The 14,818-nt window shown below is 63.8% G+C and carries 11 protein-coding genes; 2 read left to right on the top strand and 9 right to left on the bottom strand.

The window, feature by feature from the left end; translation table 11 throughout:
* Positions 1–101: 101 nt before the first annotated feature.
* Positions 102–1,940, bottom strand: a complete 1,839-nt coding sequence (locus tag D0T11_RS15415; protein ID WP_119656691.1) for a M61 family metallopeptidase — start codon at positions 1,938–1,940, stop codon at positions 102–104.
* 93 nt (positions 1,941–2,033) lie between these two features.
* On the opposite strand from D0T11_RS15415, the gene D0T11_RS15410 reads away from it, so the two are divergent.
* The gene (locus D0T11_RS15410; RefSeq protein ID WP_119656690.1) at positions 2,034–2,393 is read left to right on the top strand and encodes a DoxX family protein; all 360 of its coding nucleotides are present in this window, start codon (positions 2,034–2,036) and stop codon (positions 2,391–2,393) included.
* A gap of 510 nt (positions 2,394–2,903) precedes the next feature.
* Complete coding sequence (locus D0T11_RS15405) at positions 2,904–3,425, top strand: hypothetical protein (RefSeq protein WP_119656689.1); 522 nt, start codon at positions 2,904–2,906, stop codon at positions 3,423–3,425.
* Between the two features lie 13 nt (positions 3,426–3,438).
* Here the strand turns inward: D0T11_RS15405 and recJ are convergent, their stop codons facing one another.
* The 8 genes from recJ to D0T11_RS22610 form a co-directional block, all read right to left on the bottom strand.
* Complete coding sequence (recJ, locus tag D0T11_RS15400; RefSeq protein ID WP_119656688.1) at positions 3,439–5,166, bottom strand: single-stranded-DNA-specific exonuclease RecJ; 1,728 nt, start codon at positions 5,164–5,166, stop codon at positions 3,439–3,441.
* A gap of 180 nt (positions 5,167–5,346) precedes the next feature.
* Complete coding sequence (locus tag D0T11_RS15395; protein WP_119656687.1) at positions 5,347–7,155, bottom strand: tetratricopeptide repeat protein; 1,809 nt, start codon at positions 7,153–7,155, stop codon at positions 5,347–5,349.
* Between the two features lie 199 nt (positions 7,156–7,354).
* A complete protein-coding gene (locus D0T11_RS15390; protein WP_119656686.1) occupies positions 7,355–9,487 on the bottom strand; it encodes a SurA N-terminal domain-containing protein in 2,133 nt (710 codons plus the stop codon).
* A gap of 172 nt (positions 9,488–9,659) precedes the next feature.
* The gene (locus tag D0T11_RS15385; protein ID WP_119656685.1) at positions 9,660–9,947 is read right to left on the bottom strand and encodes a hypothetical protein; all 288 of its coding nucleotides are present in this window, start codon (positions 9,945–9,947) and stop codon (positions 9,660–9,662) included.
* Between the two features lie 6 nt (positions 9,948–9,953).
* On the bottom strand, positions 9,954–10,553 hold the full coding sequence (gene lptC / locus D0T11_RS15380; RefSeq protein ID WP_182888439.1) for an LPS export ABC transporter periplasmic protein LptC: 600 nt from the start codon (positions 10,551–10,553) through the stop codon (positions 9,954–9,956).
* 1 nt (position 10,554) lies between these two features.
* Entirely contained in the window at positions 10,555–11,907 is a 1,353-nt protein-coding gene (locus tag D0T11_RS15375) for an OmpP1/FadL family transporter (protein WP_119656683.1), read from the bottom strand.
* Complete coding sequence (locus D0T11_RS15370) at positions 11,894–12,637, bottom strand: type III pantothenate kinase (protein WP_119656682.1); 744 nt, start codon at positions 12,635–12,637, stop codon at positions 11,894–11,896. Before D0T11_RS15370 ends, D0T11_RS15375 begins: the two co-directional genes overlap by 14 nt.
* 206 nt (positions 12,638–12,843) lie before the next feature.
* Complete coding sequence (locus tag D0T11_RS22610; RefSeq protein WP_182888438.1) at positions 12,844–14,709, bottom strand: pseudouridine synthase; 1,866 nt, start codon at positions 14,707–14,709, stop codon at positions 12,844–12,846.
* Positions 14,710–14,818: the final 109 nt, after the last annotated feature.

The following is a 14,818-nucleotide window of genomic DNA, read 5'->3' as shown; positions in this document are numbered from 1 at the left end:
ATTGTCATTCCGACGCAGGAGGAATCTGGGTGAAATCACTACCATCTCCGCAATAAGTTATCCCAGATTCCTCCTGCGGCGGAATGACATGTTCTTCTCCCCTATCCTTTCAGCAGCGCGTCCTGGAGCTGCTGCTGGGTGGGCGTGGGGCGGGGCACGGATTCAACCAGGTTTTTGACCTGCACCTCGAACTCCTTCGGTGTGGCTTCGCGCTCCTGTACGACGCCGCCGCTGCCGTGGCGGAATTTTAGGCGCACGGCGTCGGCGGTAGTGGGTTCCACGAGGGGGCGCAGCAGCAGCTCGGCGTTCTGCATGGTGAGGGCCTGGTTGTTTACGGCCACGATAACGTCGCCTTCGGCCAAACCGAAAGCATTTTCCGCAGCCTTGGTTTTGGCGGCCCGGAACTGGTCCTGACTCTGGTCATAAGCGAAGCCCAGGTTGCCAAACGCCTTGATGCGGGCGTTGGCCACCGGCTGGTACACCCACCCGATTTTGCCCAGCGACTCGGCCAGCGGCAGCGGCTCGGCTCCCTGCACGAAGCGGCTGAAGAAGGCATCGATTTCTGGGTGGGTGAGGGCCACGATTTCGGGAATGAGGGCAGCGTCGTCGAAGGAGCGGGTGGGGCCGTACTTCGCGCGCAGGGCCAGCAGCACGTCGCGCAGGGTCTGGCGGCCCTGGCTCAGCTCCCGGATGCGGATATCGAGCAGCAGCCCGATGAGCGCGCCTTTGTCGTACACATTCTCATACATGTCCTTGTAGGGCGGCTCCAGAATGTGCTTGCTCATGTCGGTGAACGATACCGGGGCGTACTTATCGGCCTTGTCGATTTTGCCCTTGATGCGCGCCTGAAACTCGGCGGGCGTGGTCAGGCCGCCCTGCACCTGCACCAGCTGCGACACGTATTCCGTCACGCCCTCGTAGAGCCACAGGTGCTGCGACATCTGGGGGTTGCGGAAGTCGAACTCCCCGATTTCGCGGGAGTGAATGTTGAGCGGGGCCAGCATGTGCAGAAATTCGTGCGAGGCCACCTCCAGCACCATGCTTTGCAGGCGGGCCGGGTCGGGCACTTCGGGCAGGAAATAGAGCGAGGAGTAGCTGTGCTCCATGGCCCCGTAGCCGCCCTTTTCGCTGCTCAGGGGCGAATTCAGACTGGGGAAGTAGAACAGAAACTGGTAGCGCGGCACCGGCATCTGGCCGAAGTACTTGGTCAGGGCTTCCGACATGGGCCGCAACATCCGGCTCACCTCGGCCGCTTTCACGGCCCCGGTTTCCGAGAGCACCGCCACCGAAATGCGCGCCCCGCCGGTGCTGAAGCTGGCCGTATCGGGTTGGGCGTACAGAATGGGGCCGTCGGCCAGGGTCACGTAATCGGGAGCCGTGAATACGTCCTGGGTGGCCGAGGCACGGCGCACGGGCAGGGCGGTAGCGCCGTAGAGGTTGGCCGGTTTTTCCACCTCCACTTCGTAGGGCTGCATTTTGTAGCCCTCAAAGTAGCCGTAGAAGCCGTAGTGGTTGATGGTGAAGTTGCGGCCGGCATCGATGTTGGTGCCGCCGGGCTGGAAGATGAAGTGGTCGTCCTGCTTGGCGTCCCAGGTGTCGTCTACGAGGTATTCGAGGCGCACCAGCTGGCGGGCGTTGCTGATGACGAACAGATTGGGGCCGTCGTTTTTCACCTTCAGGGCCTTGCCGTTCTTATCGAAGGCCTTAAAGCCCGTCACGAAGCGGCCGTAATCCTTCTTGGAGTAGGAGCCGGGCACCACCGAGGGCATCACGTAGGTGGCCTGGTCCTCCTGAATGGTGGGCGTGTTGATAACCACCTTCACCCGGTCGTTGGTCACGTGCGCCAGATCGAGGCGGATGTGGTAACCGGCGGGCTGTTGGGCCAGGGCCACCGTGGCCGTAGCCAGACTCAGGCCCAGGGCCAACGGAAATAACTTCATGCGGAAAAATTCGGGGGAGTATAGATAGGTAACGCCTTCACGAAGGTACGTAGTGTATGTTTGCCTGCCGTTCACCCCGCCCCTCCCCCCAGTATGAAACTGAAAGAACCCGCCCGGCTGCTACTGGCCCTGTTTTTCCTCACAGCCGGCCTCATGCACTTTCTGCGGCCCGAGGGGTTTCTGCGCATCGTACCGCCCTACCTGCCCCATCCGCTGCTGCTGGTGCACCTGAGCGGAGCCGCCGAAATAGCAGGGGCTTTGGGGCTGCTGGTGCCCGCCACCCGTCGCTGGGCTGCCTGGGGCCTCATCGCGCTGCTGGTGGCCGTGTTTCCGGCCAACGTGTACATGCTGCAAACCGGCGGCGCGGGCATGGTGGTACCGGAGTGGGCCTTATGGGTGCGCCTGCCCCTGCAACTGGTCCTGCTTGGCTGGGCGTGGTGGGTGCGGCGGTGAGGTGATGAAAAAAGACCCGATGGATTGGCTACACCACGTGCTACTCACCGCTGGAACAATGCTTCCAGGATGCTGCACTAGCCATTGAAGCACCCTGCTTGATGGCGGGCGGGGCAAGCCCCGCCCCTACTTCCACCCTACCCCCGCTCCGCAACCGGGGTTTGCTATCCATTTTTCCAAACGCAAAAAATTGGATAGCAAAACGTTGCCTGATTTGCTATCCACTTTTTTGAGCCCGGGAAAATGGATAGCAAAATGTCCCTCGATTTGCTGTCCATTTTTTTGCGTTTGGAAAAATGAATAGCAGAATAGTAGGAGCACGGCGGGCCGGCATGGGGTGAGCCGCACCAACAACAGGCGGGCAGCGGGGCTCCGGTGGGCGTGGTGGGAAGGGTGGAAACAAAATAATAATCTCCGGAACCCGGAAAACGGCCTTTCCTTTGCTGCGCGCCGCCACAGCGCGTAGTACGCGGCTCATTGGCTTATCCTGTCATCATTTCCCTTTACTTTATGCTTGCTAAAATTATCCTGACCGGCCTGCTGGCCGGTGGGGCCGCGCGGGTTTCCGCGCAGGTTATTACGGAACCCGCCCGCGCCCTGGCCGCCCGCGACTCCCTGCTGCAAACGGCCGCCGCTACCCGCCTGGAGCTGGCTGAGCAAACCACACTGGTCCTGAAAATCCGTCGCAAAACCCGGCGGCACATTGCCCGGGGCTACAGTATCACTCCCCAGGGGATGGATCCGCATACCGGCGAACGGAAACGAGGCGTGGTCTGGGAGCACCGCATCATTTACCGCCGCAACGGGCGCATTCAGGAGAAGTACACCGCCTATCTGCTCGACCGCCCGATTCTGGAAGAACGGTGGCTGAATGGCTCGGTGCTCTGGCTTCGGATGGGAAGGCCGCAGGACTTGCGGATGACGAAGTTTGCGCAGGATCAGCCGGCCTACAATGGCACGTACATCCGGGGCGGCTACGTGAGCTGGCAGGGCCGGAAGTACCGGTTGCCCCAGGGGCTGGAGGCCAGGTAGCGGGTCAGCTTCCCTACCCCTCCCACTTGATGTCCTTCACGCGCAGTTGCAGGGTTTTGGTGCCGCGGTACTCGTTGATTTCCACGGTGTAGCAGACGCTGAAGGGCTGGCCCTGGCGGATCTGGTCGTAGTAGTCGCCCAGGCCAAAGCCGATGGCGTCCACGCGGTGGTGGCCGTCCTGGGTGAGGGCCAGCTTGAGGTGGGAGTTGCCCACGATGCGCGCCGAGTCGGTGGCAGCGTACACGTTTTCGGAGGCGAAAACGGGGTTGGGGTTGCCGGGGCCAAAGGGCTCCATCTGGCTCAGAAGCCGGAAAAACGACGGCGTGATGTCGCTCAGCTGAATAGTGCAGTCGATTTCGACGGGCGGAATGAGCTGCTCGGGCCGGATGCGGCCGGCCACGATCTGCTCGAACTTCGCCCGGAAGGCCGGCACGTTTTCCACGGGCAGCGTGAGGCCAGCGGCGTACATGTGGCCCCCGTACTGGTCGAGCAACTCGGCGCAGTCCTCAATGGCCTGGTGCACATCGAAGCCCACCACCGAGCGGGCCGAGCCGGTGGCCTTGCCGTTGCTTTCGGTGAGAATGATGGTGGGCCGGTAGTACTTATCGAGGCAGCGGGAGGCCACGATGCCCACCACTCCTTTGTGCCAGTCTTCCTTGAAAAGCACGGTGCTGGAGGCGGTGCGCAGGGTGTCGTCGTCCTCAATCATGGCCAGCGCCTCCTTCGTGATGCTGGTATCGAAGCCCCGGCGCTCCTGGTTGGTTTTGTCCACCACGCCGGCTTTTTCCTTGGCCTGCTCGGCGCTGTCGGCCAGCAACATGGCCACCGCCCGCTTGGCGTCGCCCATGCGGCCGGCGGCATTGATGCGGGGCGAGAAGCCGAACACTAGGCTGCTGATATTGAGCTCGGTGACTTGCAGGCCAGCCAGCTCGCGCAACGCGTCGAAGCCGGGGCGCTGGCGGCGGGCTTTGTCGTTGAGCAGGCGCAGGCCGTGGTAGGCCAGAATGCGGTTTTCGCCGTAGATGGGCACGATATCGGCGGCAATGCTCACGGCCACCAGGTCTAGCAGCTCGTGCAGCTCCGTGGTGGGCAGGCCCTGGTGCTCGGTGAAAGCCTGCATCAGTTTGAAGCCCACCCCGCAGCCGCTCAGTTCTTTGAACGGGTAGGCGCAGTCGGCCCGCTTGGGGTCGAGCACGGCCACGGCGGCGGGCAGCTCGGCGCCGGGCAAGTGGTGGTCGCAGATGATGAAGTCCACGCCCCGCTCGTTGGCGTAGGCCACCTTGTCCACCGATTTCACGCCGCAGTCGAGGGCAATGATGAGCTGGTAGCCTTCTGCCTGGGCATAGTCGATGCCGGCTTCCGACACGCCGTAGCCTTCCTTGTAGCGGTCGGGGATGTAGTACTCAATGCGCTCGGGACCGAAAAACCGGCAGAGGTAGCTGTACACCAACGCCACGGAGGTGGTGCCATCCACGTCGTAATCCCCGAACACGAGCACCCGCTCCCCGGCGTGCAGGGCGCGCACGAGGCGGTCCACGGCGCGGTCCATGTCCCGCATCAGCAGCGGGTCGGGCAGTTGGCTCAGGTCGGGCCGGAAATAGGCGCGGGCGTCCTCAAAGGTGCCGATTTCACGCTGGCAGAGCAGGCGAACAACGGCCTCGTTGACGCGCAACGCGTCGGCCAGAACCCGGACTTGCTCAACATCGGGCGCAGGCTTACGAATCCACCGTTTCTCAATCACAGATGTTGCAGATAGAAATGATTTGTTCTGCTGCGCGACAGGTTAGTGCCACAGCGCAGGATATCAAAAGTACCCAAAATAATCACAGATGTTGCAGATGCTGCAGATGAAAAAGGATCCGTTCTAACGGCAAGGTAGCCGTTAGAACGGATCCTTTTTTATCTGCAGCATCTGCAATTTCTATAATGCGTCGCCGCGCAGCTGGCGGAACCGTTTGCGGGCTTCGGCCACGTAGATGCTGCCGGGATACTTGGTGATGACCTGCTGGTAGAGCTGCTGGGCCTTTTCGCGGTCCTGGAGGTTTTCCTGCTGAATGGTAGCGGCCAGAAACAGGGCGTCGTCGCTGAGCACGTCGTACTTGGGATTGGCCGTGATGCGCTCCAGGGTGCTGAGGGCCCCGGCGTAGTCGCCGGTGCGGCGCAGCAGCTGGGCCTTCAGGTACCATGCTTCATCCTGGAGGGCGTGGCCGGGGTACTTAATGAGCAGGGCATCGAGGCTGCGCAACGCTTCGGGCACCTTGTTCTGGAACACGAGCTGCTCCACCACGGCGTAGTCGCGCAGGGCCAGGCCGGCCGTGTCCATGGCCGTGTTGTCGGTGATGAGCAGGCTGAGCTGCATGGCGTCGTTGGCAATTTCGCGGCTGGTGGCCTGCTTGAGAATGTCGAGGTGGGACTTGGCCAGCTTGAAGTCGCCGGCGAAGTAGCTCAGGCGGGCGTTGCGCAGCTTGGCATCGTAGCCCAGGGGCGTATCCTTGTGCGACTTCTCCACCTGCGAGTACAGGAGAGTGGCTTCCCAGGGCTCGGCCCGCAGCACGTACATATCAGCCAGGTCGATTTTGGCCTGATCCACCACTTCCAGGCTGGCCCGGGGCATAGTAATCACCTCGTTCAGCAGCTGCATGGCCGGCTCCTGCTCGCCGAGCTGGAAAGCCCGCAGCGCGGCCATACTCCGCAGCACGGGGGCCGTTTCAGGGGTGCGGCCCAGGTCGGTGAGCACTTGCTCGTACTCCCGCAGCAGGCTCCGCAGCTGGGCCATATCCACCGGGTAGGTCGCCCGCACCTGCTCTTCGCGGGTTTGCACCAGGCGCTGGCGGGCCAGCGCGTAGTAGGGGCGGTTGGGGTACTCGCGGGCCACGTACTGGTAGCCGCTGATGGCACTTTCGTAGTCTTTGTTGCGGCGGGCAATTTCGGCCACTTCCAGCACCCGCTGGCCCTCGGTGCGGCCCCGACGGTCGAGGGCCTTGGCCTGCACCAAGGCCCCCGTGAAGTCGCGGCGCTGCACCTGCAACCAGAGCAGCAGCTCGCTGTACACGGGCCGGTCGGGGTTGCGCTGCACCAGCGTGAGCAGCTCCTTTTCCAGGGTAGTGAAGTCCTGATCGTTCTGGAGGCTGTTCTGAAGCATGTTGCGCACGAAGGGCAGCTGGCGCTCATCGTTGCCCACCAAGCGCAGGGTTTCCACCAGCAGCTCGTTGGTCTGGCCGGCGCGGGTGTAGAGCTGGATGAGCTGGGGGCCGAACTCGGTTTCATTGGCCGCCAGCTCCCGCCCGCGCAGGTAGGTGCGGGTAGTCCAGGCCGGCAGGTTGAGCTGCTGGAACTCCGTAGCTACGGGCACCACCTGATCGGGGGTGAGCTGGCCAAGCACCCGCTCCCACTGCTTACGCGCCGCCACCGAGTCAGACACGGCGGCGTACACCTGCCCGAGCGTGACGCCCAGGGCCATTTCCCGGGGCCGCTGCTTCTGGGCCCGCTTCACCAGCTTTTCGGCATCCTTGGTCCGGCGCAGGGCCTGCAAGGCGGCCAGGTAGTCGGGCAGAATATTGGGGGCAGCCTGCTCGTCGTTGCGCAGCCGCCCGAACAGGAAGGCGGCCTTCTCGTGCTCCCCCTTGCGCTCGTACTCGCGGGCCAGCTGCACGTTGCTGTCTTCCAGCACCTGGGCCAGGGCCGCCGGGGCCACCGCCAGCAGGGCCAGCAGACTGGCGCCCCTCATCATTCCACGCAACGATTTTTTCATAAGCAGCTAACGAAGAGAACCCGCCGGAAAGTGCCATCGAAAGCCGGGGCGGCGGCGGGGCATAGGGCCTTGAATGAACGAGCCCGCTGAGCGTGAGAAGAAGAGTTGACGCGCAAAAAAAGGGCCATCCCCGAAGGTACGGCCCTTTTGCTTTTCGGTCTGCGAAGTGGCTTCTGGGTTAGAAGAACTTCGTGCGGTTGTCCTTCACGTTGGCCTGCTGCTTGATGGCTTCGTAGATCAGGCCATCGGCGCGGGCGGTGCGCTGGGCGGCCAACTGCTGGCGGGCGGCCTGCACGTCGGCGGCGGCGGGGGCGGGCGTGGTGCTCACGGGCTCCACCACCAGCACGCCCTGCTCGCCGGCAATCGGGGCCGACTTCTGGCCCACTTTCAGTCCGAAGGCGCGGCCCACGGCTACCGGCTCGCTGCCGAGGCCCGGAATCATGGCCTGACCCAGCACCACGTTGTCGGCCGTTTTCACCTGAGCCCCGTTGCCGTAGGCCTGGGCCATCTGCTCCAGGGTGCCTTTGGCGGCACTCAGCTTCTGCTTGATCTGCTCGGCTTTCAGCTCGTTGCGCACCAGGGCCGTTACCTCGGGCTTCACGCTGGCTACGTCGGCGGTGCCTTTGGTCCGCTCGCCGGTGAGCACGGCAATCACGTACTGGTCGCCCAATTCGAAGGCCGGCGATACATCACCGATACCCTGAGCGCCGGGACCCTGCGAGCCATCGGCTCCGTAGGCCCAGCGCACCAGGTCGCGGGCGCCCTGGAGGTTGTTCACGGCCTGGTCGCCGCGGCCGAGGCCTTTGGCTTCCACCTTCTGGAGGCTCTTATCGGCGGCTACGGCCTTGCGGAACGTTTCCAGGTTGGTGGCCTGGCCTTTCATCTCCTGGGCCTTGTTGTAGGCCGCGTCGCGGGTGCCGTCGGTAGGCTGGATGCTCTTTTTCACTGTGGCTACCTGGTAGCTCTGGGTGGTTTTGGGGGCCGTAATTTTGATGATGTGGTAGCCGAACGAGGTCTTCACCAGGTTGGGCAGCAGGCCGGCCGAGGAAGCACCAAACACGGCCTTCTCGAACTCGGGCACCATGCGGCCCTGCTGGAACCAGCCCAGGTCGCCGCCGGTGGCGGTGGTGCCATCCGTGCCGTACTGACGGGCCATAGCGGCGAAATCAGCGCCGCCCTTGATCTTGTTGAGCACCTCCGTGGCTTTGGCTTTGGCGGCGGCATCCGTTTCCGGGGAGGTGCCATCGGCCTTGATGAGGATGTGGCTGGCACGGGCAGCGGCCTGCTCCCCGGCCTTCTGGCCGCTTATTTTATAGAGCGAGAAAGTGCCGTTTTCGGCGTAGGGGCCGTACACTTTGCCCACTTGCAGGGGCAGCTGCTCGCGCAGCTTCTCGGGCATATCGGCTGGCGAGAGGTAGGCGGGGCTGGTGGGATTCTCGGAGTTGAGCTTCACGAAAGCCGAATCCACGGGGGCGGCGGCAAACTGGGTAGCCAGCTCGTTCACGCTGGTCCGGACGGTGGTGCTGTCTTCCTGGGAGGCCGTTACCGGGATGGTCACGTACTCGATGGAGCGGCCGTCTTCCACTTTGTAGCGGCCCTTGTTCTTGTCGATGTAGGCCTGAATTTGCTCATCCGTCACCTTCAGGCTCGAATCCGACACCGTGAAGTAGGGCACGAACAGGTAGCGCAGGTTCACCTGGGCGGCCTGGGCCTCGTTGTAGCGCTTGGCTTCGGCCGTAGTCACGTAGGTGCTCATTTTGAGCAGGTTGGTGTACTTGGTACCGAGGCGCTCGGGGCGCAGGTTGTTTTCGAAGTTGGCAAACGCGGCCTGGGCCTGGGGGTCCATCTTGTCGAGGTTGCGCAGGTACTCCTTCACTTTGAGTACATCGAACTGGCCGGTCTGCTGGTCAGTAAATGCCTGGCGGATGCTGGGGTGCACGTTGTTGCCCTGCACCATGTCGGTGAGCTCTTCGTCGGATACTTTCAGGCCCAGCTCCTCGAACTGCTTCTGGAAGGCAATGCGGTAGAGCAGCTGGTTCCAGGCCTGGTCGCGCAGGTAGCCCATCGTCTGCTCGTCGGGCTGGCGGCCCTGCTGCTGGATGAACTGCTGCTTGGCCTGCTCCAGGGTGGCCTGAAACTGGTCGTACTCCACCTTTTCGCCGGCTATTTCGCCCACCGAACGGTCGTTGCGACCGAAGAAGCTGTTTTGCCCGGTGAACAGGTCGCCGCCCACCATAAACAGCAGCAGGCCGATGACAATGGCCCCGACGGCCCAGCCCGATTTTTCCCGGATCGTATTGATTAATGCCATTTACTTGAAAAAAAGCGCGGTAAGAAAAGGTGAAAGAGGCGCAAAATAACCAAAAAAGATGGTCAATAGATAATGTTGGTCAAAACCAGTCCGCCCGACTGGAATAGCCGGGCGGGTGGGAACAGGCAGACGGGTAGTGAGGGCCGACCAAAGTGGCCGCCCGCCCGGGTAACTACTTCTTCTTTTTCGGCTTGCGGCCGGTTTTGGAAGCTGGCTTTGCCGCTGCTTTAGCCGCCGTCTTCTGGGCAGCTTCCGCCTCGGCAGCGGCCTCCTTGTCGCGCTGGCGCAGGTAGCGCAACCCGATAACGCAGCCAAACGATACCATGAACAGCCAGTAGTTGTCGTACAACCCATCCATGCCGCCCGTGGCCAGCGTTTGGTAGGAGCCCACCATGAATGTGAACACGCCCAGCACGAACAGTACGGTCTGGCTGATGCCGGGGTCCCAGAATCGTTTCATAGGGCGTTAGCGGTTGGCGGGCACAGGGGGCGCGGTGGGGGCCTCCTGCAACGTGAACACGCCGGTGGGCGTGAGGATGCGGTAGCGCGAAAAATCCTGGTTGGCCGTCAGGCCCCGGCCCGTGAGCACCTCGGTGGGCGTGGTCACCTTGATTTCGGTTGTTTCCTTGGTGTAAATCGAGGCCTTATTCTGGTCGTAGAAAGCTTCCTCGGTGTTCATCCGCTGCTGCTGGGGCACGTTGGTTACGCGCACGTCGCCGCGCATGGTGTAGAGGTTTTTGCTCTTCTCGAACTTGCCGTACTTGCCCGTAATGGTGTTCACCACCGTCTTGCCGTCGGTGTCCATGAAGGTGAGCTTCACTCCTTTCGGATACGCTGAGTCGCCGGACTCGAAATCCTGCTGCAAGGGGGCCGTGAGCCGCACCCGCAGCCGGGCCGAGTCGCTGACGAGCATGAGCACGTTTTCCGTTTCCAGCATTGGCCCCTTGTAGTCCACCGTCTTCACCGGGGCCGCGTCGTCGGCCGGGTGGCAGGCGGTTGCCAGCAGGGCCGTGCCCAGCACCAGCGCCCGGCTCCAGGAAAGCAGGCGCAGCGGTATAAAGGCCACCCTACTCAATGCGCCGTTTGATAAACCAGCGGTTGTTGAGCGTGACGCCCAACTGCATCCGCACGTACTCCTCCTTCACGTTGCGCTCGAATGCGCCCCCGGGAAGCTCGCGCACATCGGTGTTGCCGCGCTGCCCGTAGGTGAAGCCCAGGCTGATGGTGGTGGCATCGACCGAGGTGGCCGTGGGTAGCGGGAAGGCAAAGCCCCAGCTCACCGACCGGTCGTAGAGCGTGGTGCCGCCCGGGCGGTACGGGAGCTGGGCCAGGCTCAGGCCGGCCCGGTAGGTTACCCGGTTGAAGTAGTTATCTACCGACGTAGCATCCGGGGTCAGCTCTCCGCCCACACCGAAGCGGTAGGTGTCGCTGAGCGGAATGCCCGACGAGCCGCCCTGCTCCCCGAAGGCCCGGAACTGCGACCATTGCTGGCGGGTGCCTTCCAGGCTCAGGGTCCAGTTGCGGTTGTTGTCGAAGCTGACACCCAGCTGGGTGAGGGCCGGCACCTGGGCCCGGCCCGGCACTTCGGCATCCAGCACCACCGCCGACGTCTGGACGCCACTGGCGTCCTCGCGCAGCAGGTTCAGGCTTCTATCCCCGTTGAGGTTGGTACGGAAGCTGTAGGTACCGCCCAGGTTGTAGTTGATTTTGTCGCTCATCTTCCCCCGGTAATGCACCCCCGTGCGAAAGGCAAAATCGGAGTAGTACACGTGCTGCTGGTAAATATCCCGGTTGGAGAGGGCCAGACCTACTGTACTGGTGCCGATGCGGGTGCTGGTTTCCTGGTCGATGCTGCCGAACACGTAGCCGGCCGAGGCACCTACCACCAGGCCCTTGGCCACCCGCACGGCGTGGCTCATGTAGGCTTCGGCCAGGCCCCCGCTACCGGTGTACTGCTTTTCTACCTGCGCGTTCGGGTCGCCGGCCACCGTATTGTCGAGGGTCGTCGACTGATAATCGACCATGCTGTAGGGCTTGAGCCCGATAGCCGCCGCCCAGCCCCGGTTGATGGGAACGGCTAGGGCCAGGTAGCCCAGCGTGCCCGTTCCCGTCTGCTGACTGCTGACGTTGTTGCGCAGGGTTTTGAACTGCCCGGTATAGCCCGCCTCGAAGGTGGTGCGGTTGGTGTAGTAGAGCAGAGCCGGGTTAAGCTCGTTCACGTTGACGCCGTTGGGCGCGGCCACGCCGATTCCGCCCATACCCATCTGCCGGACCCCACCCGTGTTGAGGCTGGCGTCGCCCAGGCCCAGGCGCGAATACGGCGAGTTGCCCAGGCCCTGGCCCAGGGCTCCTGACGATGCGGCCAGCAGCCCCAGCAGCGAAAGACCACCGGCCAGGCCGGAGAAGTTAGGTTGCGACATGATGTACTAAAATTCGATGGAGCCCGATTAACACGAGCTCAGGAACAACAAAGATAGGCCGTTTCAGGCGGGCACGGAAAAAAGGCGCGTCGCCGCCGGCCAGCACCACGGCCAGGTGCGGGAACCGGGCTTCGTAGTGGGCCAGCAAGCCGGCCACCTCGGCCACCGCCCCGTTCAGCACCCCACTCCGGATAGCTTCCTGGGTATCGGTGCCGGTGAGGGGTATTTCGGCCGTGGCTTCGGGCAGGCCGGCCACCAGCGGCAGCCGTCCGGTAAACGTGTGCAGGGCCTGAAACCGCATAGTCAGGCCGGGCGCAATGCTGCCGCCCCGGAATACGCCGTCCGCATCCACCATATCACACTTGATGGCGGTACCGGCGTCCACAATCACCACATCCCGCCCGGGCAGCAACCAGGCCGCGCCCACGGCGGCGGCTAGCCGGTCGGCGCCCAGAGTGTGGGGCGTGGCGTAGGCGTTGCCGATGGGCAGCCGGGTGGTAGCGGGCACGAACTCCAGGATTTCACCCGGTACCAGCGCCCGCAGCTCGGCGGCCCAGTCGGCGGTAGGGCCGGCCACCGAGGCCAGCACCACGTGCTCGGGCCGCAACCGCTGCACAGCCGCCCGCACCTGGGCGGGCGTCTGGCCGGTGGCCGACTCCCGCAGCGCATCCTGCTCGAAGTAGCCGTACTTCACGGCCGTATTACCAATATCGAGGGACAGCGTACGCAATTTTTTCAGTGTTCAGTTGCCGGTATTCAGTTGCCCGTTGTCGGGGAGAGTATCGAACGTCATTCAGAGCAAAACGAAGAATCCCGCGTGCTGACGTTGCAAAGATGCACCGACGTTAGCACCCGAGATTCTTCGCTTCGCTCTGAATGACACTCTTTCCGACAACATACTACCGGGAGCCGCAAAGGCCCCGGCAGGTTGCGTGACTACATGAAATACTTGAGGCGGATGACTTCCTTCTCGCTCAGGAAGCGCCACTTGCCCCGGGGCAGGTCCTTTTTGGTGAGGCCGGCATACTGCACCCGGTCCAGGGTCACGACATCATACCCCAGGTGCTCGAAAATGCGGCGCACGATGCGGTTACGGCCAATATGGATTTCCACGCCCACGAAGTGCGGGTTGCCGGCCACTACGGCCACATCATCGACTTCGGCCTTACCGTCTTCCAGCATCACCCCATCGGCAATCTGCCGCAGGTGCTCTTCCGTCAGGGGCTTGTCGAGCTCCACCTGGTAGATTTTCTTGTTGCGGTGCGAGGGGTGGGAGAGTTTCTGGGCTACTTCGCCATCATTAGTGAAGAGCAGCAGGCCCGTGGTGTTACGGTCGAGGCGGCCCACCGGGAACACCCGTTCCTTGGAGGCCGACTTGATGAGCTCCATCACCGTGCGGCGGCCCTCGGGGTCGTCGGTGGTGGTGAGGAAGTCCTTGGGCTTATTGAGGAGCAGGTATACCTGCTTCTCGCGGTTGAGGTTGGTTTTGCCGTACTGCACGGTGTCGGTGGGCTGCACCTTGTAGCCCATCTCCGTCACCACTTCCCCGTTCACCTTGATTTCGCCGGCCGCAATGAGGGCATCCGCATCGCGGCGCGAGCAGATGCCGGCGTTGGCGATGTAGCGGTTGAGGCGTACTTCGTTGCTGTCGGTGTCCTCCTCCTCGCGGCGGCGCTTGTTGCCGCGGGTTTTGTCGTCCTCGTAATGGCGCAGGTTGGCGTAGTCGGGGGCCTGGCCCGCTACCTCGCCGCGCCGGGGCTTGCCGGCCTGGTTGGACGCCGGAGCCGCGTCTGCCCGCCGGTCCTGGTCGTGGGCGCGGCGCGGCCGCTCCTCACCCGGGCGGCTGTCGCGGCGTTCGTTGCCGAACGGGCGCTTCTTATCGAAGCTGCTGCTGCCCCGACGGTCGTCGCGGTCGAAGCCACGCGGCGCGCGGCGGTCGTCGCGCTCCGGACGCTCATTCCGCTCACTGCCAAAGGAGCCGGGCCGGGCTGTGCGCCGCTCCCCGCTGGCTCCGGCCCCGAAGCCCTGGGGCTTCCGGTCGCCGGAGTCGCGCTGGTCGCGGCCGAAATCGTCGTCGCGGCGGGCAGGGCGCACCGGACGCTCTTCCTGATCCTCGGAACGGGCGGGGCGCTGGTCGGCCAGATCCTCGGGGCGACCCCGGAAATCGAAGGAGCGGGCGGGCCGCACGGGGCGGTCGAGGCCGTACTCCTTCGAGCCCTGGAAATCCTCCTGGGGCCGGGGCCGGGGAGCTTCCTGCCGGGGCTCATCGGCGGCGTTGGGGTTCTGCTTCACAAACTTGCGGTTGCGCTCCCCGGGCAAGCCCCGCGGCACGGCCGTCTGGCCATCCTCGCGCCGGTAGGGCTGGCCCTCCCAGGTCTTTTTGCTCTCGAAGTCGCGTACCGGCCGCGCATCACGGGCGGGCCGCTCGTCGCGGGTATCGCGGCGGGGGCGCTCGTCGCGGCCTTCGCGGTTAAAGCCACCACCGTTGCCGCCACTGTTGCCAAACTTGCGCGGACCGCCGAAGCTGCCGCCGCCGTTGCCGAATTTGCGGGGGCCACCCGTACCCCCATCCGCCGGCCGGCCAAAGGAGGGCCGGTCGTTGCCGCGGCTGGGGCGCTCGTCGCGGCGGAACTCGCCCCGGTCGTTGCCGGGGCGCCCGCCACCACCGGGGCGGTTGGCGCGCTCCTGGCCCGGCTGAACGAATTTGCGGAAGCCATCGGCTCCCGGCCCCGTGGGCCGGCTGGAATCGGTGGAGCGGCCTTTGCGGCCGGAGGCGTCGCCGGAGGAATGTTTCTTACCCATGGTGGTAAAAGCGTGCGTGCCGTATCGCTACGGTACAGTGAAAAAAATCAATCAGGAGAAAAGCGAAAACGCCGCTTGTCTGAAAACAGTGCCCGGACCAGCCCCACCG

This window comes from Hymenobacter rubripertinctus (assembly GCF_003583925.1).
Lineage (GTDB): Bacteria > Bacteroidota > Bacteroidia > Cytophagales > Hymenobacteraceae > Hymenobacter > Hymenobacter rubripertinctus.
The sequence above is the reverse complement of the archived record's forward strand: the minus strand, read 5'-3'. Positions and strand labels throughout refer to the sequence as shown.